Consider the following 22880-nt stretch of genomic DNA (forward strand, 5'->3'; position numbering starts at 1 on the left):
TCATGCCGTGGACGGATCTCGTCGCGGCGCGTCAGCGAGCCATATGATAACCATTCTCAACAATGTGAGTCCGAGGAGCGTGCACATGACCGAGCGGATCCCCTCCGTGCCTCCCGTCGCGCTGCTCCGCGACCAGGTGGCGCGGGCCCTGCGCCTCGACCCCGCCGAGGTGGGCATCGACGACGACCTCGTGGACCTCGGGCTCGAGTCCACCGCGCTGATCCGCCTCGCCGGACGCTGGAGACGCGACGGCCTCGCGGCCGACTTCTCCCGTCTCGCGGCCGACCCGACGATCCGCGCGTGGACGCGCGTGCTGGGCGAGGCCGCCGCGGACGGCGACGCGGCGGACGACGGCGCGGCCCCCGCGGATCCCGCCGAGCGCACCGCGGCCCCCGCCCTCGACCCCGCGTCGCCCTCGCCGCTCACCCCGCTGCAGCACGCGTACTGGCTCGGCCGGCAGCCCGGCCAGCCGTCCGGGTCGGTCGCCGCGCACTTCTTCGTCGAGCTCGACGGGGCGGAGCTGGATCCGGAGCGGCTGCGCCCGGCCCTCGCCGCCCTGGTCGCCCGGCACGCGTCGCTGCGGATGCGCTTCCGGGACGACGGCACGCAGCAGCCGCTGCCCGCCGGCGAGGAGCCGCCCGCCGCCCGGCTGCGCGTCCACGACCTCCGCGCGCTGCCCGCGGACGCGGTGGACGCACGCCTGGCGGAGATGCGCGACGCGGGCACGCACCGCCGCATGGCCGTCGAGCGCGGCGAGGTGCTCCGGGTCGACCTGACGCTCCTGCCGGGCGGCCGCCGGCGCCTGCACGTCGACCTCGACATGCTCGCGGGCGACGCCATCAGCCTCCGCGTGCTCCTCGCCGACCTCCGCGACCTCGTGGAGGAGCCCGGGCGGAGTCTCCCCGCCATCCACCGCGACGTGCGCGCGGAGCTGGCCGCCCGGGCCGCGCGCGCGGCGGCATCCGGCTCCTCCGCCGACGCGCGCTGGTGGCGCGAGCGCGTGCCCGACCTCCCCGCGGGCCCCGCGCTCCCCGTCCGCGACGACGCCGAGCAGGGCGACGCGCCGCCGCGCTCGCGCCGGCTGCACCACCGCCTGGGCGCGGAGGAGCTGCGCCTCCTCGAGGCCGCGGCGCGCACCCGCGGGTTGACGGTGGCCGCCGTGCTCGCGACCGCCTTCGCCGAGGTCGTGGCCGCCTGGTCGGCCGAGGGCCGCTTCCTCCTCAACCTCCCCGTGCTCGACCGCGGCGACGAGGAGGGGCTGGAGCTCCTCGTCGGCGAGTTCAGCACCTCCATCCTCCTCGACGTGGACCTGCGGGAGGAGCGCTCGTTCCGGGACGACGCGCGGCGGATCCAGCAGGGCATGCGCGAGGCCGTCGCCCACGCGGGCTACGGCGGCGTCGACGTGCTCCGCGACCTCGCGCGCCGCGACGGCGGGAGCCCCGTGCTCGCGCCCGTCGTGTACACGAGCGCCATCGGGCTGGGCGAGCTGTACGACGCGTCCATCCGCCGCGCGCTCGGGGAACCGGTCTGGATCATCTCCCAGGGCCCGCAGGTCTGGCTCGACGCGCAGGTCACCGAGCTCGAGGGCGGGCTGCTCCTCAACTGGGACGTGCGGGTCGACATCCTCGAGGCCGCCGCGATGGAGGCCGCCTTCGCGGCGTACCGGCAGCTCGTGGACGGCCTCGTGCACGAGCGGCCCGGCGCCTGGGACCTGCCGGCCCTCGCGGTCCCCGCCCCGGAGGACGTGCGGGCGCGCCTCGCGCGCGAGCGGCCGGCGCCCGAGGAGGGCGACGATCTCCTGCACGCGGCGTTCCTCGCCCGGGCGGCGGCGGATCCGGACCGGCCGGCGGTCATCGGGTCCGACGGCCGCGTGGTCGCGTACGGCGAGCTGGCCGACCACGCGCGCCGGGTCGCCGGGCTGCTGCGGGACCGGGGCGTCGGCCCCGGCGCGACCGTGGCGATCACGGCGCCGGCCGGGCCGGAGCGCGTGGCCGCCGTGCTCGGCGTGCTGCTGGCCGGCGCCTGCTACGCGCCCGTCGGGCCGGACCAGCCGCCCGCGCGCCGGGCGCTGGTCCTCGAGCGCGGGATCGACGCCGTGCTCGCCGACGACGGGCTGGTCGAGGGGATCGCGGCCGGCCTCGGGCCGGACGGGCCGCCCGTGGTCGCGCTGGGCGACGCCCGGCACGCGGAGCCCCTCGCGGATGCCGTGGCCGTGTCGCCGGACGCCCCCGCCTACCTGCTGTTCACGTCGGGATCCACGGGCCGGCCGAAGGGCGTGGCGGTCGCCCACCGGGCCGTCGTCGCCACCCTCCGGTCGCTCGCGCGCGTCGCGCCCGTCGGCCCGGACGACCGCGCGATCGCGCTCTCCGCGCTCGACTTCGACCTCTCCGTCTACGACCTGTTCGCGGTGCTCTCGGTGGGCGGCGCGGTCGTCGTGCCGGCCGAGGACGAGCGCCGCGACGCCGACCGCTGGCGGGACCTCGTGCGCGCGCACGGCGTCACCGTCTGGAACACCGTGCCCGCGCTCCTCGACATGCTGCTCGCCGCGACCGCCGGCGGATCCCTGCCCCTGCGGCTCGTGCTGCTCGGCGGCGACGTCGTCGGGCCGGACCTGCCGGGACGCCTGGCCGCGTGCGCGCCCACCGCGCGGCTGCTCGCGCTCGGCGGGATGACCGAGGCCACCATCCACTCCACCGTGCACGAGCCGGGCGCCTGCGCCCCCGCGGGCGCGTCGACCACCGCGCGCGGCCTCCCCTGGGGCGCGCCGCTGCCCGGCGTGCGCGTCCGGGTCGTGGACGAGCGCGGCCGCGACCGCCCCGACGGCGTGCCCGGCGAGCTGCTCGTGGGCGGGCACGCGCTGGCCCGCGGCTACCGCGGCGATCCGGGGCTCACCGCCGCCCGCTTCCCGATGCGGGACGGCGAGCGCTGGTACCGCTCGGGCGACCGCGCCCGGTACCGGCGCGACGACGCGGGCCGGCCGGTGCTCGAGTTCCTCGGGCGCGCGGACCACCAGCTGAAGATCCGAGGGCACCGCGTGGAACCCGGCGAGGTCGAGGCCGCGCTGGCCTCCTTCCCCGGCGTGCGGGGCGCCGTCGTCGTCGCGGTCGCGGGCGCGCTCGCCGCGATGGTGGTGCCCGAGGCCGGCCGCGTCGTCGCGCCCGACGACGTCGCGGCCCACGCGCGCGCGCTGCTGCCGCCGTCGATGGAGTGCGCGCGCGTGGTCGTGCGGGCCGAGCTGCCGCTGACGGCCAACGGCAAGGTCGACCGGGCCCGGATCCGCGCGGAGCTCGCCGCGCGGCCCGCCCCCGCGCCGCGACCGGACGACGACGCCCCGCGGACGCCGGAGGAGCGGCTCGTCGAGCGGGTCTGGAGCGCGCTGCTCGGCACCCCGTGCGGGCGCGGGCGCTCCTTCTTCGCCGCGGGCGGCGACTCCCTCCAGGCGACCCGCAGCATCGCCGCCCTGCGCGCGGCGGGCGCCGCCGATGCGAGCGTGGCCGCGCTCTTCCGGCACCCGGTGCTGGCCGACTTCGCGGCGACGCTGCACATCACCGAGCCGGAGCCGGCGGACGCGCGCGCCCGGATCGTGCCCGACCCCGCGCACCGCCACGACCCCTTCCCCCTCACCGACGTGCAGCGCGCGTACGCCGTGGGCCGCGATCCCCGCATCCCGCTCGGCGGCGTGGGCACGTACCACCACACCGAGTTCGACGGCCGCGGCCAGGACCTCGACCGGCTCGCCGCCGCGTTCGACGAGCTCGTGCGCCGGCACCCGACGCTGCGCACGGTGATCCACCCCGACGGCACCCAGCGCGTGCTCGCGGACGTGCCGCGCGTGCGCGTCGACGTGAGCGACGTGCCGGCGGACGCGGATCCGGATGCGGTGGCCCGGCAGCTCGCCGCGTTCCGGGAGCGCACGTCGCACCGCTGCCACGACCTCGCCGTCTGGCCGCTCTTCGACGTCGACGCGCTGCGCCACCCGGACGGCCGGGGCGGGACCCGCACGCGCATCGCGATCGGCATCGACTACGCCGTCGTCGACGCGCTGTCGATCATGATCCTGTACACCGAGCTCGACCTCCTCGTGCGCGGGCTGCCGCTCCCGCCCGCCCCCGCCGAGCTCACCTTCCGCGACTGCGTGCTGCAGACCCGGCCGGACCCGGAGCGGCGGCGCGCCGACGAGGAGCACTGGCGCGCGCGGCTCGCCGCGATGCCCGACGCCCCGCGGCTGCCGCTCGCGAACCCGGATCCGGCCCCGCGCTTCACGCGCCGCGCGCACCGCTTCGACGCCGCGTGGTGGACCGCGTTCCGCGACCGCTGCCGGGCGGCCGGGCTCACCCCCACGAGCATGCTGGCGACCGCGTACGGCCACGTGCTATCCCGCTGGACCGGGCAGCGCGACCTCACCATGACGCTGACGCTCTTCGACCGGCGCGACGTGCATCCCGACATGCCGCGCCTCGTCGGCGACTTCACCGCGCTCACCCTGCTCGACCACCGCGCCGCGGATTCCGCCGTGGAGGCGGCCCGCGGGCTCCAGGAGCGCCTCGCCGCCGACCTCGACCACCGCGAGGCGCCCGCGTCGTGGATCCTCCGGGAGCGGGCGCGCCTCCAGGGCACGGCCGTGGCGCCGGTGCCCGTGGTGTTCACGAGCGCGATCGGCGTCGGCGACGGGGGCAGCGCCGGCGACGGGGTCTCAGCCGATGTGTCGGGGGCGTTCGGCGAGCGGATCCACGGCGTGTCCCAGTCCCCCCAGGTGCTCATCGACGTGCAGGTGCTGGAGGACCACGGCGGGCTGCGGGTCGACGTCGACAGCCGCGACGACGCGTTCCCGCCTGGCCTCGTCGACGCGCTCGTGGCGGCGTACGCGGCCACGCTCGAGCACCTCGCCACGGCCGGATGGGACGCGCCGCTCCCCGTGGATCCCCCGGCCGACCAGGCGCGCGCCCGCGCCGCGGCGCCCACGGCCCCCGCGGCCCCGCGACCCGGCCGCCTCCTGCACGTCGGCGTGCACGAGGCCGCGCGGCGGACGCCCGACGCGCCCGCGCTCCTCACGGGCACGGGCGCGGAGGCGCGCGTCATGACGCACGGCCAGCTCGCCGACCGCGCCCTGCGGATCGCCGGCGCGCTCCGGCGGCGCGGCATCGGCCCGGGCGACCTCGTCGGCGTCACCCTCCCGCGCGGCGAGGACCAGGCGGCGGCCGTCCTCGGCGTCCTCAGCGCGGGCGCCGCGTACGCGCCCGTCGGCATCGCGCAGCCTCCCGCGCGGAGGCGGGCCATCCACCGGGCGGGCGGCATCCGCCTGGTCATCGCCCACGACCCGGCCGCGGCGGGCGGCGACGAGCCGGACGCGCCCGCCCTCCTCCGCCCGGCCGATGCCGCCGCCGAGGAGCCGCTCGCCGCGCCCGTGCGCCCTCCCCTGTCCGCGCTCGCCTACGTCATCCACACCTCGGGCTCCACGGGCGAGCCCAAGGGGGTGGAGATCACGCACGACGCGGCGTGGTCCACGATCGACGCGGTGGGCCGGATGCTCGACCTCGGCGCCCGCGACCGGATCCTCGCCCTCTCCGCCCTCGACTTCGACCTCTCCGTCTTCGACGTGCTCGGCGTGCTCGCCGCGGGCGGCGCGCTCGTGCTCCCCTCGGAGGGCGAGGAGCGCGACGCCCCGCGGTGGCTCGACCTGGTGCACGAGCACGGGGTCACGCTGTGGGACACGGTGCCGATGCTGCTCGACATGCTCCTCGTCGCGGCCGACGACCGGCCCGGGATGCTCGGCACGCTGCGGGCGGCGCTCGTCTCCGGCGACCGCGTGGGCACCGACCTGCACGGCCGCCTGATCCGGGCGGCAGGGCCCCGCACGCGGCTCGTCGCCCTGGGCGGCGCGACCGAGGCGGCCATCTGGTCGAACGCGTGGGAGGTCGACGGCCCGCTGGAGGGCTGGGGATCCGCGCCCTACGGCCGGCCGCTGCCCGACCAGGCGTTCCGGGTGCTCGACGCGTCCGGCCGGGACTGCCCCGACTGGGTGCCGGGCGAGCTCGTCATCGGCGGGCGCGGCCTCGCCCGCGGCTACCGGGGCGATCCCGCGCGCACGGCGGCGGCGTTCGTCGAGCTCGACGGCGGCCGCTGGTACCGCACGGGCGACACGGGCAGGTACCGGCCGGGCGGGATCCTCGAGTTCCTCGGCCGGGCGGACCGGCAGGTGAAGCTCGGCGGGCACCGGATGGAGCTCGGCGAGATCGAGGCCGCCCTCGCGGCCGCTCCCGGGGTCCGGCGCGCGATCGCGCTCGTGGCCGACGGGCCGGCGGGCCGCCGGCACCTGCACGCGGCCGTCGAGCCGGTCGACGGGCACGACGGGGCCGCCGTGCTCGCCGCGGCGACCGCGACGGCCGCCGACCGGCTGCCCGCGTACGCGGTGCCGCACCGCATCCACCTCGTCGACGCGTGGCCGCTGACCGCGAACGGCAAGGTGGACGTGCCGGCGCTCGGCCGCGCGCTCGCGGAGGCGGACGCGGGTGCGGATCCGACGCCGCCCGACCCCGATGCCGCGACCGACACCGCCGCGCGCCCCGCCGCGACCGCCACCGAGAGCGCCCTCGCCGAGCTGTGGGCCGGCATCCTCGGCGCCCCGCCCGCCCCCGACGCCGGCTTCTTCGCGGCGGGCGGCGACAGCCTCGCCATGCTCCGGCTCGTGACCGCCGCCCAGCGCCTCTTCGGCGTCGACGCGGGCGTCCGCCGCTTCCTCGAGGAGCCGACCGTGCGCGCGTACGCCGCCCGCATCGACCGCCTGCGCGCGGCGCCCGCCACCCCATCCACCCCCGCGTCCGCGACCTCCGCGGACGCACCCGCCCGACCGCCGGCCACCGCCGGTGCCGACCTCTTCGAAAGCGGAGACCTGTGAACGCTGAACAGCTCATCGACGACCTCACCTCCCGCGGCGTCCGGCTCTGGGCGGAGGACGGGCGGATCCGGTTCCGCGGGCCGCGCGGCGTGATCGACGACGACCGGCGCGAGCTCATCCGCCGGCACCGGGACGACGTGCTCACGATCCTCGAGCGGCAGGACGCGACCGGCCCGGACGCCCCGGACCCGGCCGCCGCCGACCCGGCCGCCGCCCACGCGCCGTTCCCGCTCACCCCCGTGCAGACCGCCTACCTCCTCGGCCGCACCGACGCGTACCCCTACGGCGGCGTCGCCTGCAGCGCCGACCTCGACCTGTCGTGGCCGGCGTCCACCGACCCCGCGCGCATCGTCGACGCGTGGATCCGCCTGGTCGCGCACCACGGCATGCTGCGCGCCGAGGTCCACTCCGACGGCTCGCAGCGCGTCCTCGCCGACCCCGGCCCCGTGACGGTGCCGGTCGACGACCTCCGCGGCCTCGGCCCGGCCTCGATCGGGCACCGGCTCGACGCCGTGCGCGCGGACCTCGCGCAGGGCACGGGCGGCGACGCGGGCTGGCCGCGCGTGCGCGCCGTCGTGACCCGCGCGGACGACGCCGTCCGGATGCACCTGGCGGTCGACCTGCTCGTGCTCGACCACGCGAGCCTGCAGCTCGTGCTCGACCAGCTGCGCGCGCTCGTCGCGGATCCCGCGGCCGAGCTGCCCGACGCGGCCGACGGACCCGGCTTCCGCGACTGCGTGCTGGCCCGCCGCGCCCTCACGGCGTCGGCCGCGTACGAGCGCGACCGCTCCTACTGGTGGCGGCGCCTCGACGACCTGCCGCCCGCGCCGGAGCTGCCGCTCGCGGAGCACGACCCGATGGCCGCCCCCGCGCGGTTCCGCCGCCTGTCCGCCGTGCTGGATCCCGCCGCCGCCGCGCGCCTCGACCGGGCATCGGCCGACGCCGGCGTGACCCCGACGAGCGCCCTCCTCGCCGCCTACGCCGAGACCGTGGGCCGGTGGAGCCGGAGCCCGCGCTTCATCCTCAACGTGCCGGTCTCGGATCGCGGCGGCCTGCCCGCGGGCGCCGACCACGTGGTCGGCGACTTCACGTCCGTGGAGCTGCTCGAGGTCGACCTCACCGCGGATGTGCCTGCCGTGGAGCGGATGCGGGCGCTCTCCGGCCGCCTGCTCGAGGACCTCGCGCACCCGCTCTGCGGCGGCACCGAGCTGCTCGCCGAGCTCACCCGGCGGCGCGGCGGCGACGCGCGCGACGTGGCGCTCGCCCCCGTGGTCTTCACGAGCGCGCTCGCCGGCGACGCCGCGGGCGCGCCGACGGGCGACGGCGGGCGGATCACCGCGGCCGTCACGCGCACCCCGCAGGTGTGGATCGACTGCCAGGCCCTCCGCGTGCCCGACGGCCTCCAGCTCAGCTGGGACGTCCGCGAGGGCGTGCTCGCCGACGGCGTGGCCGACGCCGCGTTCGACGCCTTCCTCCGCGCGGTGCGCGCCCTCGTCGACGACCCGGGCGCCTGGCACCGGCCGTGCGCGGTCGACCTGCCCGCCGACCAGCGCGAGCGGCGGATCCGGGTGGGCGACACCGGGGAACCGGTCGCGCCCGCGCTGGTCCACGAGCCGCTCCTCGCGGCAGCGCACGCGACGCCCGACGCGCCCGCCGTCATCGCCCCCGACCGCACGCTCACCCACGACGAGCTCGTGCGCCGCGCGGCCGCCGTCGCCGCGCGCCTCCGCTCCACGGGGCACCGCCGGGGCGACCGGGTCGCGATCGTCGCCGCGCGCGGCTGGGAGCAGGTCGTCGCCGTCGTCGGCGTGCTCCTCGCGGGCGGCGCCTACGTGCCCGTGGACGTGTCCCAGCCGCGGATCCGCCGCGACACCGTGCTGGCCGACGCCGGGATCCGGCAGGTGCTCACGCAGGAGGCCCTCGTCGGCGCGCCGGAGGACTGGCCGACGGGCATCGAGCGGATCGCGGTCGACGCGCTCGAGCCCGCCGCCGCCCGGCCGGCACCCGACGCCGGGCGCGACGGCGTGGATCCGGCCGACCCCGCCTACGTCATCTACACGTCCGGGTCCACGGGCACCCCCAAGGGCGCGATCCTCTCCCACCACGCCGCGCACAACACGCTCCTCGACATCCGCGAGCGCTTCGGCGTCGGCCCCGACGACCGCGTGCTCGCGCTCGCCGGCCTCGGCTTCGACCTGTCGGTCTTCGACGTGCTCGGCGTGCTCGGCGCGGGCGGCGCGATGGTGCTGCCCGACCCCCGCCGGCGCGACGACCCCTCGCACTGGGCCGCGCTCATCGCCCGCCACCGCGTCACCCTCTGGAACTCCGTGCCCGCGCAGGCGCGCATGCTGCAGGACTACCGCGACGCGGTCGCGGCCACGGGCGGCGCGGCGGACGGCGACGCCCCGAGCACGCTGCGGCTCGCGCTGCTCTCGGGCGACTGGATCCCCGTGACCCTGCCCGACGCCATGCGCGCCGGCCACCCGGAGCTCACCGTGGTGAGCCTCGGCGGCGCGACCGAGGCGGCCATCTGGTCGGTGCACCACGTCATCGGCGAGGTCGACCGGCTGCGGCCGAGCATCCCGTACGGCACGCCCCTGCGCGGCCAGCGGCTGGCGGTCGTCGACCACCTCGGGCGCGACCGGCCCGAGGGCGTGCCCGGCGAGATCCTCATCCGCGGCGCGGGCGTCGCGCTCGGGTACCTCGGCGACGCCGAGCGCACGCGCGCGCGCTTCGGGGTGGATCCCGCCACGGGCGACCGCGAGTACCGCACGGGCGACATCGGCCTGTACCTGCCCGACGGGAGCATCGAGCTCCTCGGGCGCGAGGACGCGCAGGTCAAGATCCGCGGCTACCGCATCGAGCTGGCGGAGATCCAGGCCGCGGTGCTCGCCCACCCCGGCGTCGCCGACTGCGCCGTGCAGGTGGCCGAGGGGACCGCGGGCCGGCACCTCGTCGGGATCGTGCAGCCCGAGCGGATCGCGCCCGTCGAGACGCCGGAGGACGGCGCCCCCGGCGACGCCGCGCGCGCCGCGCTCGCGGTCGCCGCGGCGGACGTGGACACGGACGCCCTCGGCGCGTTCCTCGCCGGATTCGACGAGCACGCGCTCCGCGTGATCGAGCGGACCCTCGCCGCCGCGGGGGCGCTCGTCGACGACGCCGTGCCCGTCACCGCCGACGAGGTCGCCGGCCGCCTCGGCGCGAGCGACGCCCACCGCGTCGTCGTGCGCCGGTGGCTCGGCGCGCTCGCGCGACGCGGGCGCATCGCGCGTGACGCCGACGGGCGCTTCCGGGGCGCGCTCTCCGCGGATCCGGAGCGGGTCGCCCGCGCCTGGGCCCGCGTGGAGCAGGCCGAGCGGGAGATCGGCTGGAGCGCCGAGCTGCTCCGCCACGTGCAGGCGACGAGCATCGCGCTCCCGGACCTCGTGAGCGGCGACCTCGACATCGCGGAGCTGCTGTACCCGGGCGCCCCGAGCGACGCGATCGGCGCGGCCTACCGCGACAACCTCGGCGTGCGCCTGCTCACCGCGGCGCTCACGGCGGCGGTCGTCGCGCTCGCCGACCGGCACGAGGCCCGCGGGCACGGCGCGGACGAGCCGCTGCGGATCCTCGAGGTGCGCGGCGGCGTGGGCGGCGCGGCCGACCAGCTGATCCCCGCGCTCGCGGGCCGCGCCGTCGAGTACGTGTTCACCGACCCCTCGATGTTCCACGTCGGCGAGGCGCGCGAGCGCCACCCCGACCGGCCCGGCGTGCGGTTCCAGGCCTTCGACCCCGCCGCCGACCCGCTCCCGCAGGGGCAGCGCCCGAACTCCTACGACGTCGTGATCTGCTCCAACGGCCTGCACGGCGTGCCCGACGTGCCCGCGGCGCTCCGGCGGCTGCAGGGGCTCCTCGCCCCGCACGGCCACCTCGCCGTGATCGAGAGCACGCGCGAGGACAACCCGCCGCTCATGATCGCCACCGACTTCATGGAGGTGCGCGCGGGCGGTCCCGCGGACGCGCGGCTCGCCCAGGACGCCCTGCTCTTCGAGGCCGCCGAGTGGCGCGCGATGCTCGACGACCTCGGCGGGCAGGGGATCCAGCAGGTGCCGGCCGACGCGGATCCGCTCTCCGGCCTCGGCCAGCACCTCCTGCTCGCGCGGGTGAAGACCGACCGCGCGCCGCTCCGGGCCGCGTCCCTCCGCCGCCACACCGCCGACCGCCTGCCGGAGTACATGGTGCCGCGCCGCTGGCAGGTGCTCGACGCGATGCCGGTGACCGCGAACGGCAAGGTCGACCGCGCCGCGCTCGCCCGGCTCGCGGAGGACCGGGCGCCCCAGGCCACGGCGGCCGCCGGATCCGACGCGCCCCGCGACGACGTCGAACGCCGCCTCCAGGAGCTGTGGGCGGAGCTGCTGGGCCGCCCCGGGATCGGCCGCGACGACGACTTCTTCGCGCTCGGCGGAGACTCGCTCCTCGTGGCGCGCCTCGTCGGGCGGATGCGCGAGCAGCTCCCCGAGGTCGTCGACCTCGAGTGGGACGTCGTGCTGCGCCACATGCTCCGCCGGCCCACGATCGCCGGGCTCGCCGGCTACGTGCGCCAGGCCGGGCAGGGCGCCGCGGGCGAGCGGGACGCGCCCGCGACGCCGGCCGTGAGCCTGCTCTCGGGATCCGGCCGGGGGCCCGCGACCGTGCTCGTCCACGCCGGGATCGGCACGATCATGCCGTACCGCGCGCTCATGACGGAGATCCGCCGACGGTCCCGCGGCACCGGCTCGCTGTACGGCGTGGAGGTCCCCGACCTCGACGCGTTCCTCGACGCCGACCCGCACGGGCTCATCGACCGGATCGCCGCGGAGTACGCCCGCGAGCTCCTCGCCACGGGGATCCGCACCTTCCACGTCGTCGGCTACTGCCTCGGCGGCCTGGTCGCCACCGAGGTGGCGCGCGCGCTCACCGAGGCGGGCGCGGACGTCGCGTCCTTCACCGCGATCAGCAGCCACAGCCCCGCGTTCCGGCTCGACGACGAGATGGTGTCCGAGTACTCCTTCGCGATGATGATCGGCATCGACCCCGTCGACCTCGGCTTCCCCGCCGACCCGTGGCGCATCGCCGCGGCGGGCGCGCGCATCCTCGAGGAGACCCCCGGGGTGATGCCCGTCGACGGCTACGCGTCGCTCGACGGCGAGTTCGCCGACATCGGGCAGGCATTCCTCGACCTGTCCCGCATCCCGCGCCGGGCCCGCATCGCCCGGATGTGCGAGGTCGTGCCGCCGGCGTCCGGCAGCTACACGCCGGCGCAGATGACCCGGTTCTTCCGCACCTTCCGGCAGAGCGTGTTCGCGATCACGCGCTACCGGCCGGATCCGTACGCGGGCGACATCACGTTCCTCCGGCACAGCGGCGCGTACCCGTTCCCGGGCAGCAGGGAGGCGGTCACCGACTACTGGGAGGAGCTCGCGCTCGGCGAGCTCGACATCGTCGACATCCCGGGCGACCACTACGACTGCCTGTCGGTGGAGCACGCGCCGCGCGTGCTGTCGATCCTCACCCGCGTCACGGGCGGGGCGGTGATCGCGTGATCGCGGTGCCATCGATCCTCCCGCGCGTCACGCGCCGGGCGGTGATCTCGTGATCGCGGTCCCATCGATCCTCCCGCGCGTCACGCGCCAGGCGGTGATCTCGTGATCGCGGTCATCGGCGCGTCCGGCGCCGTCGGGCGGCCCGCGGTGCTCGCCCTCCGCGCCCTGTCCGACGAGCCGCTGCGCCTCGGCGGGCGTCGCGAGGCGCCGCTCCGCGAGCTCGCCGAGGAGGCGGGCGGCGAGGTCGAGACCGTGACCGTCGACCTGATGGACGACGACGCCCTCGCCCGCTTCTGCCGCGGCGCCGACGTGGTGGTGCACTGCGCCGCCCCGGCGTTCGCGTTCGGCGACCGGATCGCGGCCGCCGCCCTCGAGGCGGGCGCCGACTACGTGGACGTCTGCGGCGAGGAGCCGGTGCGCGCGGGCCTCGTCGCGCGCGGGCTCGCCGACGCCGCCGGCCGCGACGGCCGCCGCGCGGTCGTGTCGACGGGCGTGGTCCCGGGCCTCTCGGGCCTCCTGCCGCGGCTCGCCGCCGAGGGCCTGCGCGGGCCGCTGCGCCTGCGCGGCTGGGTGGGCGGGGTGGAGGCGTGCTCGCCCGGGGTCGCGCTCGACGTGCCGCTGTCGCTCGCGGCCGGCGGCCCCGGATCCACCGCGTACGGCACGCCGCTCGCCGCCTGGTCCGGCGGCCGGCGCGTCGAGCGGGCGCTCCGCGCGGAGGAGGACGCGACCGCGCCGTTCTTCGCGGGCCGGGTGGCCCTGCAGCCGTACCTGTCGGCGGAGACCGAGCGGATCGCCCGCAGCGCGGGCTTCGCGGAGGCCGCGTGGTGGAACGTGCACCCGGGTCCGGCCGTGCGCGACGCCCTCAACCGCCTGCCCGCGCTGCTCGCGGGCGAGGACGGCGCGTCGGCGGCGGCCGACGCGCTCATCCGCGCGGGCGACCTCGACCTCGTCGGCACGCGGCCGTTCCACGTGCTGGCCGTCTCCGTGAGCGGCACCGGGGTCGACGGCGCGCCCGTCGAGCGCGCCGTCGTGCTGCACAGCGACGACAGCTACGTGCTCGCGGGACGGCTCGCGGCCATCACCGTTCAGGAGATCCGCGCGGGCGCCGTGGCACCCGGGGTCGGCTTCGCGCACGACGTGCTGGATCCCGGGCGCGTCCTCGACCTCGTGGCCGCGTCGGGCGCGAGCACCGTCACGCGCATCGACGACGCGGGCGACGCGGGCGAGATGGTGGAGGAGGACCTGTGACCGGCGACGCCGGAGGCCGCCCGCTGCGCGTCGTCGTCTGCGGCACCGGCTTCGGCCGCATCCACCTCCGGGCCGTCGGGGCCGTGCCCGGGCTCCGGCTCGCCGGGATCCTCGCGCGCGGCGGCGACGCATCCCGCGCCCTCGCGGCCGAGCACGGCGTGCCGCTCTGGACCGACGTCGCCGAGCTGCCCGCCGACGTCGACGTGGCGTCGGTGGCCGTCGGCTCCGCGGTGCAGGGCGGGCCCGGGACCGACCTCGTGCTGGCGCTGCTCGCCCGCGGGATCCACGTGCTGCAGGAGCACCCGGCGCACCCCGACGAGATCACCGCGGCCGCCCGCGCGGCGCGGAGGGCCGGCGTGCGCTACCGCCTCTCGACCCACTACCGGCACGTGCGGGCGACGCGCGGCTTCCTCGCGTCGGCGGAGCGGCTGCGGGCCAGGAGCCCGCTCGTGCACGTGGACGCCGCGGGTCCCGTGCACCTGCTGCAGCCGCTCGTCGACGTCCTCGGACTCGCGGTCGGCGGGCTCCGGCCGTGGGCGTTCGCGGATCCCGTGCCCCGCCCGCGCGAGCTGACCGCGCTGGAGGCCCGGCCGTCGCCGCTCACGGCGATCGAGGGCGTGGTCGGCGGCATCCCCCTCTCGCTGCGGATCCACGACGAGCTGCACCCCGCGGACCGCGACAACCACGCGCTGCTCTGGCCGCGCATCGCGCTCGCGTCGGAGGCCGGCGTGCTCACGCTCGCCGACGTGCACGGGCCCGTCACCTGGAGCCCGGCCCTGTTCACCCGGCGCGACGCGGCCGGCCGGCTCGACCTCGACGGGGATCCCGCCCGGCGCGCCCTGCCGCGCCTCTCCTCCTGGCCGGACGCGCCCGCCCCGACCGCGGGCGACCTCTTCGACGAGGTGTGGCCGGATGCGGTCGCGCACGCGCTCGGGCTGCTCGTGGCGGAGATCCGCGCGGGTGACGGCGACGCCCTCCGCGCCGCGCAGGCCGACATCACGATGGCGCGCGCGTGGGTGGACCTCACGCGACGCCTCGGCCCGCCGCGGAGCATCCGGCCGGGCGAGCCGCCGCGGGTGACGGCCGCGGCGATCCTGCCCGCTGCGGAACCGGCGCCCGCGCGCGGGGCGGGCGCGCTCGCGTCCCCCGACCCTGCGCCGGCCGATCCCTACGGACCCGCGGCCGAGCTCTTCGACCTCGCCGCCGCCGCGCACGCCGAGCTCACGGCCGCCGCCGTCTGCCGCCTCCTCGACGGCCGCGACCTGTCGCGGGCGCCCGTGCTCGACATCGGCGCGGGGACGGGCGTCGTGATCCGGGCCGTCGCGCGCGCCCATCCCGAGGCGCGCGTGGTGGCGGCCGAGCCGTCGGAGCCGCTGCGGGCGGTGCTCACCGCGCGGATCCTCGACGCCCCCGGCCTGCAGGAGCGCGTGACAGTGACCGCGGGATCCGCGCCGGACCTCGAGCTGCCCGACCGCCTCTCCGCCGTGCTCCTCTGCGGCGTGCTCGGCCATCTCGATCCGGGGCAGCGCGCCCGCCTCTGGGCGCGCATCGCCGAGCGGCTGCTGCCGGACGGGGTCGTCGTCGTCGAGACGATGGGCCTCGAGCCCGGGGCGCGCGTGCCCGAGTCGCGGCTCGCGCGCACGCAGGTGGGCGATGACGAGGTCGAGTGGTGGTTCCGCGCGGATCCCGCGCCCGACGGCCTCCTCGCCCTCCGCACGCGCTGGCGCATGCGCGAGCCCGACGGCCGCGAGCGCGAGGTGCACGACGCGTACTCGTGGGATCCGGTGGGACTGGAGGCGCTCGCCCGGGAGGCCGGCATGGACCTCGTGCGCGTGCCCGCCGCCGCGGGCGCGTCGCTGCCGCTCGGTGCGCTCGTGCCGCGGGAGGCGGATCCGCCCGCCGGCTGAGGCGCCCCTCCACACCACGGTGGACCCTTATCGCGCATCATTCTCAACAAGGGCTACGCTTCACCCCGACCACCACCGCTGCAAGGAGCCGCACCATGATCGAGACCCCGCGCGCCGAGGACGGCTGGCTGCGGCGCATCGCCGCGGCACCCGACGCCCGCATCCGCCTGGTCTGCCTGCCGCACGCCGGCGGCGCGGCCTCCGCCTACCGCGGCTGGGCCCCCTTCGTGCCGCGGGGCGTCGAGGTCGTCGCGGTGCAGTACCCGGGCCGTGGCGACCGCTACGGGGATCCGCTCTGCCCCGACCTCGACGCGCTCGCCGCCGACGTCGCGACAGCCGTCGACGCGATGCCCGGCCGCCTGCCCGTCGTGCTCTTCGGGCACAGCATGGGCGCCCTCGTCGCCTACGAGACCGCGCGCGTCCTCGCCGCGCGCGGCCGCCCCGCCGTCCGGCTCGTCGTGTCGGGACGCCGCGCGCCGACCGTGCGGTGGGGCGGCACCCTGCACCGGCAGGACGACGCCGCGCTCCTCGCCGACCTCGAGCGGCACGGCGGGACCGCGCCCGAGCTCCTCGCCGACGACGACATGCGGCGCACCGTGCTCGACTGCCTGCGCGACGACTACCGGCTCGTGGAGACGCACCGCACCGCACCGGGACCCGGGCCCGGCTGCCCGGTGAGCGTGTTCAGCGGCGACGCGGATCCCGAGCTGCACCCGGCGGAGGCCGAGGCGTGGCACCGGCTCGGCGACGCCGACGGCGACGCCGACGACGACGGCCGCACCGCGGGCGCGGGGACCGACGACGGCCTCCGCGTGTTCCGCGGCGGCCACTTCTACCTGGCCGAGCGGCCGGCAGAGGTGGTGGAGGCGATCGTGTCCCTGCTGGATCCCGCGCTCGCGTTCCCCGCCGCCGCGGAGGCGATGTTCCCGTGACGCTCGAGCTCCAGGACTACTCCCCGGGCGCGGAGTTCTACGACCTCGTGGCGCGGCGCCACACGGAGGCGCTCGCGGGCGTGCTCGCCGAGGCGCTGGCGGGCGCCCCGGCGGGCGCGGCCGCCGACGCCTCCGCCGACGCCGGGACCGGGACCGTCGTCGAGCTCGGCGCGGGCACCGGTCGCGTCACGCGCCTGCTCGCCGAGCTCGTCCCCGGATCGCCGATCCTCGCCGCGGAGCCCTCCCCTGTGATGCGCGCCGTGCTGCGCAGCCGCGTGCACGAGGATCCCGCGCTCCGCCGCCGGGTCACCGTCCGCCCCGAGACGGCCCAGGAGCTCCCGCTGCCCGACCGGATCCGCGCGGTCGTGCTCATCGGCGTCGCCGGCCACATCGGGAGCGACGACCGCGCCGACCTCTGGCGCCGCTGCCTCGCGCGCCTGGTCCCCGGCGGCGTGGTCGTCGTCGACCTCATGGGGACGAGCGCGCGCACCCTCCCGCCGACCCGCCTCCTGCGCGAGCGCATCGGCACCCAGACCTACGAGTGGTGGACCACGGCCGAGCCCGGCCGCGACGGCGCCACCCGATTCACCACCCGGTGGCTCGTGCTCGACGGCGAGCGGACGGTGCGCGAGGTCCGAGGAGGATACGAATGGCACAGCCTGGACCCGGCGACGCTCGCACGGGAGGCGGGCCGGTCGTGGACCGTGCTCCGCGGCGGGGCCGCGGACGCGGCGACCGAGGTCGCGGTGCTCCGCGCATGACGGACGCGGGAGACGCCGCCGCCGCGACCGAGCCGCCCGCGACGGTGGCGGGTTCCGTCCGGGCGGTCCGCGGCCGGCTGGCGGCGGCCGTCCTGGTGCAGGCGGTCGCCTCCGCGAGCGGGCTCGCGGCCGTCGTGGCGGTCGCCGAGATCGGCCGGTCCGCCGTCGCCGACCCCGGCGGTCCGCCGCCATGGGGCGCGGTGGTCCTCGCCGCCGTCGCCGGCATCGCGGGCCTGCTGCTCGCCGCGGTCGCCGACACGCTGACGCACCTCGCGGACGCCGACCTGCAGCTCGACCTGCGGCGCCGGATCGTAGCCCGGCTCGGCCGCGTCCCGCTCTCCTGGTTCGACGACCACGACGCCGGCCGGGTGCGCCAGGCCGTGCAGCAGGACGTGGCCGCGCTGCACGCCCTCGTCGCGCACACGCTGCTCGACGTCACGCGGCTCGTCGTCGTCACCGTCGCGTCGCTCGTCTACCTCCTCGCGCTCGACGTGCCGCTCGCGCTCGTGTGCCTCCTCCCGCTCGTCGCGGGCGTCGTCCTCTTCGCGCGGGCGATGGCGGGCGCGATGTCGTCCATGGCGGAGTACGGGCGCGCGTCGGCCGAGATCGCGGGCAGCGTGGTGGAGTTCGCCGACGGGATCCAGGTGGTGCGCTCCTTCGGCCGGCCGGGCCGCGCGCACGCCCGCTACCTGCACGCGGTCGACGCGTTCGCCGCGTTCTTCGGCGCCTGGGTCGCGCGCACGACCGCGGCCACGACCGCGTCCTGGCTGACCGCCTCGCCGATCGGCGTGCTCGCCCTCGTCGTCCCCGTCGGCGGCGCGATGGTCGCGGCCGGCGCGCTGCCCGCCGCGGACCTCGCGCCGTTCCTCCTGCTGGCCCCCGCGATGGCGGCGCCCGTGGGCGCCATCGGCCCGCGCGCGCAGGCCATCCGCGGCGCCGTCGACGCGGCGGCCTCCGTCGACGAGGTGCTGCGCGCGCCCGTCGAGCCCGCGGTCGCCGACCCGCGCGAGCCCGACGCCCGGAGCGGCGCGGGCCTCGTGCTCCGCGGCGTCTGCTTCTCCTACGACGGCGAGCGCGACGCGCTCCGGGACGTCGACCTCGACCTGGAGCCTGGATCCGTGACGGCCGTCGTCGGCCCCTCCGGCTCCGGCAAGTCCACGCTCGCGGCCCTCGTCTCCCGCCTGCGCCTGCCCACCCGCGGCACGCTCGAGCTCGGCGGCGTCGACGTGCGCGACGCGACCCCGGCGGCCTGGCACGCCCAGGTCGGCTGCGTGCTGCAGGACACGGTGCTGCTGCGCGACACCGCCCTCGAGAACCTGCGGCTGGGGCGCCCCGACGCGCCGCTCGACGAGGTGCGCGCCGCCGCCCGGATCGCGCAGGTCGACGACGTCGTCGCGGCGCTCCCGGACGGCTACGCGACCGTGCTGGATCCGCGCGGCGGCCTCTCCGGCGGCGAGGCCCAGCGCATCGCCCTCGCCCGCGCGCTCGTCGCCGACTGCCCGGTGCTGGTGCTCGACGAGCCGATGGCGCACGCCGACCCGAGCACGGCCCGGCGCATGCAGCGCGCCCTCACCCTCGCGACCCGCGACCGGACCGTGCTGGTCGTCGCGCACCGGCTGGAGACGGTGGAGCACGCCGACCGCATCGTCGTGATGGACCAGGGCGGCGTCGCGGAGCAGGGCACGCACGCGGAGCTCCTGGCCCGCGACGGCCTGTACGCGCGGCTCCTCCGCGCGAGCGCGCCCGCGACGACCAGCACGAGCACGACGAGCACGACGAGCACGAGCACGAGCGCCGACACCCCCGGGGAGGACCGCTGATGCGCGCGATCGACGACGTCCGGCGGACCCTGGGACCGGACGGGGAACGGGAGCTGCGCCCGGTCGTGGCGCGCATGGTCGCCGCGTCCGTCCTGCACGGCGCGGCGGTCGTGGCCCTCGTGCCGGTGCTGGAGCGCCTCTTCGGGCCGGATCCGGCGTCCGCGTGGCCGTGGATCGCCCTGTTCCTCGTCCTCGCCGCCGCCCACCTCGCCGTGCAGGCGCGGGCGCAGGCGGCCGCGTTCGGCGCGGGCGTCCGGGCGGCGAACGCGCTGCACCACCGCATCGGCGACCACGTGGTGCGGCTCCCGCTGGCCTGGTTCGACGCCACCCACCGGGCGGAGCTCACGGCCGCCGCGGGCGGCAGCGTGCTCGCGTCGATGGGGGTGCCCGCCTACCTGCTGCGGCCGCTCATCACCGCGACCGTGGTGCCCGCCGTCATCGCGGTCGCGCTCCTGGTCCTGGATCCCCCGCTCGGCCTGGCGCTCGTCGTGCTCGCCCCCGTCCTCGTGCTGGCGCTCCGGGTCGGCGGCCGTATCGCGGCGCGCGCCGACGCCGCCCGCGCGGCCGCGGACACGGGGATCGGCGAGCGCGTCGTGGAGTTCGCGCAGGCGCAGCACGTGCTGCGGGCGCACGGGCGCACCGGGCGCGACGCGGGCCTCGTCGACGCGATCCTCGTGCGGCACCGCGCCGCATCCCGCGCGCTCATCGGCCGCACCGTCGCGGGGCTGGTGGCGTTCGGCGGCGTCCTGCGCGGCGTGCTCGTCGTGGCCCTGGTCCTCGCGGTCGACCGCGTCGGCGGCGGCCCCGTCGACGCGGGGCGCACGGTCGCGACGCTCGTGCTCGTCTTCCACGCCGCCGATCTCGTGGGGCAGGGCGCGGAGCTCGCGGTCGGCGTGCGCGCGGCGCGGCGCGACCTCGGGGCCGTGGCCGGGATCCTCGACGCCGCCCCCATCCCCGAGCGGCCGCCCGGCACCACGCTCCGGCCCGTCGGCGCCGACGTGCAGCTCGACGTCGTGTCCTTCTCCTACCCGGGATCCCGCGCGGCGGCGGTCTCGGGCCTCGACGTCGCGCTGCCCGCCGGCCGCATGACCGCGCTCGTCGGCCCCTCCGGATCCGGCAAGACGACGGTCGCCCGGCTCCTCGCCCGCGACGCCGACGTGACCGGCGGGGCCGTGCGCATCGGCGGGGTCGACGTGCGCGACATGGCGCTGGCCGACGTGGCGGCCTCCGTGTCGACCGTGTTCCAGGACGTCCACCTGCTCGCGGGCACGCTCGGCGACAACGTGCGCCTCGCGGATCCGGACGCGGACGACGCCGCCGTGGCGGAGGCGCTCCGCCTCGCCGGCCTGCCGCTCGGCGACGGCCTCGACCTCGACACGCACGTGGGCGAGGGCGGCCGCCAGCTGTCGGGCGGACAGCGGCAGCGCGTGTCCATCGCCCGCGTGCTGCTCGCGGACACGCCCGTCGTGGTCCTCGACGAGGCCACGGCGGCGCTCGACGCGGAGAGCGCCGCGGCCGTGGCGGAGGCGATCCGGCTCCTCCGCGGACGCCGCACCCTGCTCGTGATCGCGCACCGGCTCGACACCGTGCGGAGCGCCGACGAGATCCTCGTGCTCGACGGCGGTCGTCTCGTGCAGCGCGGCACGCACGACGCGCTCGCCGCGGAGCCGGGCGTCTACGCCGGGTTCCTCGACGACCTCGTCGCGTCCGACGGCTGGCGGGTGCGGGCCCGGTACTCGTAGCGCGACGCGGGCGCGAACCCGAGCCCGTCGTAGAGCGCCCGGGCGCCGTCGTTCTCGGCCACGACCTGCAGCCAGAGCGCGGTGATCCCCCGGTCGCGGCCGGCGTCCACCGCCGCCCCCAAGGCCGCGCGCGACAGGCCGCGGCGTCGGGCCTCGGGGCGCGTCGCGACGGCGAAGAGCCCGCCCCAGCTCCCGACGAGCGCGAGGCGCGCGGTGGCGAGCACGCGGTCGCCGTCGCCGTCACGCACGGCCGCGTAGACGGACGGGCCGCGCTCGAGGATCCGGCGCGCGACGTCGAGCTCCGCGGGTCCGCCGCGCCCGTCGACGCTCCACCACGCGTCGAGCCAGGCCTCGTCGGGCGCGTCCGCGACCGTGATCCGGAGCGCGGGATCCGCGGGCGTCGCGTCCGCGAGGCGCCCCGCCACGGCGGCCGCGTCGGCCACCTGCACGAGCGTGCGCGCCTCGGCGGCGTAGCCGCGGGCCGCCAGCCGGGAGACCAGGTCGGCGGGCTCCGACGCGGGCGACACCTGCACGCAGGGGGCGATCCCGTGGGCGCGCGCGAACGCCTCGACCGCGTCCAGCGCGGCCTCCGGGTCGTCGACGGGGCCGACCGGGAGCGCCGAGTTCGCGCGCTTCGTCACGCCCCCGGCGGCGCGGAGGATCCAGCCCCCGTGCCGCTCGCGGTGCTCGGCCGGCCAGCCCCGGTCGGCGAGGTCGTCGAGCAGGGCCGCCGCGGCGCGCGGCTCCATCCCGAGCACCGCGGCGGCGGATGCGGCAGCGGATGCGGGAGCGCTCACGCCAGCGCCCCCGCGTCCGCCGCCCCGCGGGACACGTCGTCGTCCGCGTCCGCCGCCCGCAGCACCCGCAGCGCGTTGCCGCCCGCGAGCGCGCGGAGGTCGTCGTCCGACCAGCCGCGCTCGGCGAGCGCCGCGATGAGCGCCGGGTACCGCGACACGTCCTCGAGCCCGTCCGGCGTGCGGTCGATGCCGTCGTAGTCGCCGCCGAGGCCCACGTGCCGGGGCCCGGCGACCTCGCGGATCCGCTCCACGTGCCGCACGACGTCGGCGAGCGTCGCGCGCGGCCGCTCCCCCGGTCGACGGGCGGCGACGGCCTGCACGCCCTCGTGGTCGCGCGGATCCACGCCATCCGCCACGGCCAGCGCGAGCGTCTCCTCGTGCCAGGCCGCCACCGCGGGCGACACGAACTGCGGCACGAAGGTGGCCATGCAGACGCCGCCGTTCGCGGGCAGCGACGCGAGCACGTCGTCGGGCACGTTGCGCGGCACGTCGCACGCGGCGCGCGCCCCCGAGTGGCTGAACAGCACCGGCCGCCGGGCGATCCGCAGCGCGTGCCGCATCACGTCGGCCGACACGTGCGAGAGGTCGACGAGCATGCCGATCCGCTCCATCTCGGCGACGACGCGCTCGCCCGCCGGGCTCAGCCCGTGGTGCACGGGCGCGTCGGTGGCGGAGTCGGCCCACGCCACGTTCGCGTTGTGCGTGAGCGTCATGTAGCGCACGCCGAGCGCGCGCATGGTCCGGAGCGCGCCGAGGGATCCGCCGATCGAGTGGCCGCCCTCCATGCCGAGGAGCGACGCGACGCGGCCGGAGGCGACGACGCGGTCGACGTCGTCGGCCGTCACGGCGAGCGCGAGCCGGTCCGGATGCGCGGCGACGAGGCGGCGCACCACGTCGATCTGCTCGAGGGTGGAGCGCACGGGGTCGATGCCCGGGAGGTCCGGCACCCACACCGACCAGAACTGGGCCGCCATCCGGCCGCGGGCCAGGCGCGGCAGGTCGGTGTGCAGCCCCGGCACGGCATCCTCGACGGCGAGGCGCGCGATCACGTCGTCGCCGACGGAGGCGCTCGGCCCGCCCTCCCGCACCGCGCGCTCGCGGAGCGCCCAGGCGAGGTCGTCGTGGCCGTCGACGATCCCCTGCGCGTCGAGCAGGCGACCCACGCGGTCGGCGAGGGCGTCGGGTGCGGAAGGGGCGGGCGCGTCCGTCATCCGCGG

The 22880-nt window shown here is 78.2% G+C and carries 10 protein-coding genes; 8 read left to right on the forward strand and 2 right to left on the reverse strand.

The window, feature by feature from the left end; translation table 11 throughout:
- Positions 1-85: 85 nt before the first annotated feature.
- The 8 genes from ITJ44_RS10680 to ITJ44_RS10715 all read left to right on the forward strand — a co-directional run bounded on the left by ITJ44_RS10680 (position 86) and on the right by ITJ44_RS10715 (position 20866).
- A complete protein-coding gene (locus ITJ44_RS10680; RefSeq protein ID WP_194635335.1) occupies positions 86-6895 on the forward strand; it encodes a non-ribosomal peptide synthetase in 6810 nt (2269 codons plus the stop codon).
- On the forward strand, positions 6892-12456 hold the full coding sequence (locus ITJ44_RS10685) for a non-ribosomal peptide synthetase (protein WP_194635337.1): 5565 nt from the start codon (positions 6892-6894) through the stop codon (positions 12454-12456). The genes ITJ44_RS10680 and ITJ44_RS10685 overlap by 4 nt, the downstream gene beginning before the upstream one ends.
- Positions 12457-12558: 102 nt before the next feature.
- On the forward strand, positions 12559-13704 hold the full coding sequence (locus ITJ44_RS10690) for a saccharopine dehydrogenase NADP-binding domain-containing protein (RefSeq protein ID WP_194635339.1): 1146 nt from the start codon (positions 12559-12561) through the stop codon (positions 13702-13704).
- Complete coding sequence (locus ITJ44_RS10695) at positions 13701-15611, forward strand: Gfo/Idh/MocA family oxidoreductase (protein WP_194635341.1); 1911 nt, start codon at positions 13701-13703, stop codon at positions 15609-15611. Before ITJ44_RS10690 ends, ITJ44_RS10695 begins: the two co-directional genes overlap by 4 nt.
- Positions 15612-15706: 95 nt before the next feature.
- Positions 15707-16543, forward strand: coding sequence for a thioesterase II family protein (locus ITJ44_RS10700; RefSeq protein ID WP_194635343.1), 837 nt, complete (start codon positions 15707-15709; stop codon positions 16541-16543).
- Entirely contained in the window at positions 16540-17304 is a 765-nt protein-coding gene (locus tag ITJ44_RS10705) for a class I SAM-dependent methyltransferase (protein WP_194635345.1), read from the forward strand. Before ITJ44_RS10700 ends, ITJ44_RS10705 begins: the two co-directional genes overlap by 4 nt.
- Complete coding sequence (locus ITJ44_RS10710; protein WP_228494976.1) at positions 17301-19124, forward strand: ABC transporter ATP-binding protein; 1824 nt, start codon at positions 17301-17303, stop codon at positions 19122-19124. Before ITJ44_RS10705 ends, ITJ44_RS10710 begins: the two co-directional genes overlap by 4 nt.
- On the forward strand, positions 19124-20866 hold the full coding sequence (locus ITJ44_RS10715) for an ABC transporter ATP-binding protein (RefSeq protein WP_194635347.1): 1743 nt from the start codon (positions 19124-19126) through the stop codon (positions 20864-20866). The genes ITJ44_RS10710 and ITJ44_RS10715 overlap by 1 nt, the downstream gene beginning before the upstream one ends.
- Here the strand turns inward: ITJ44_RS10715 and ITJ44_RS10720 are convergent.
- Both ITJ44_RS10720 and ITJ44_RS10725 read right to left on the reverse strand, forming a co-directional pair.
- Positions 20800-21663: a GNAT family N-acetyltransferase gene (locus ITJ44_RS10720; RefSeq protein ID WP_194635349.1), complete on the reverse strand. Its 864-nt coding sequence runs from the start codon at positions 21661-21663 to the stop codon at positions 20800-20802. The two genes, ITJ44_RS10715 and ITJ44_RS10720, sit on opposite strands and share 67 nt — an antisense overlap.
- The gene (locus ITJ44_RS10725; protein WP_194635351.1) at positions 21660-22874 is read right to left on the reverse strand and encodes a dipeptidase; all 1215 of its coding nucleotides are present in this window, start codon (positions 22872-22874) and stop codon (positions 21660-21662) included. Before ITJ44_RS10725 ends, ITJ44_RS10720 begins: the two co-directional genes overlap by 4 nt.
- Positions 22875-22880 lie beyond the last annotated feature (6 nt).

Source organism: Clavibacter sp. VKM Ac-2873 (assembly GCF_015351075.1).
GTDB lineage: Bacteria > Actinomycetota > Actinomycetes > Actinomycetales > Microbacteriaceae > Clavibacter.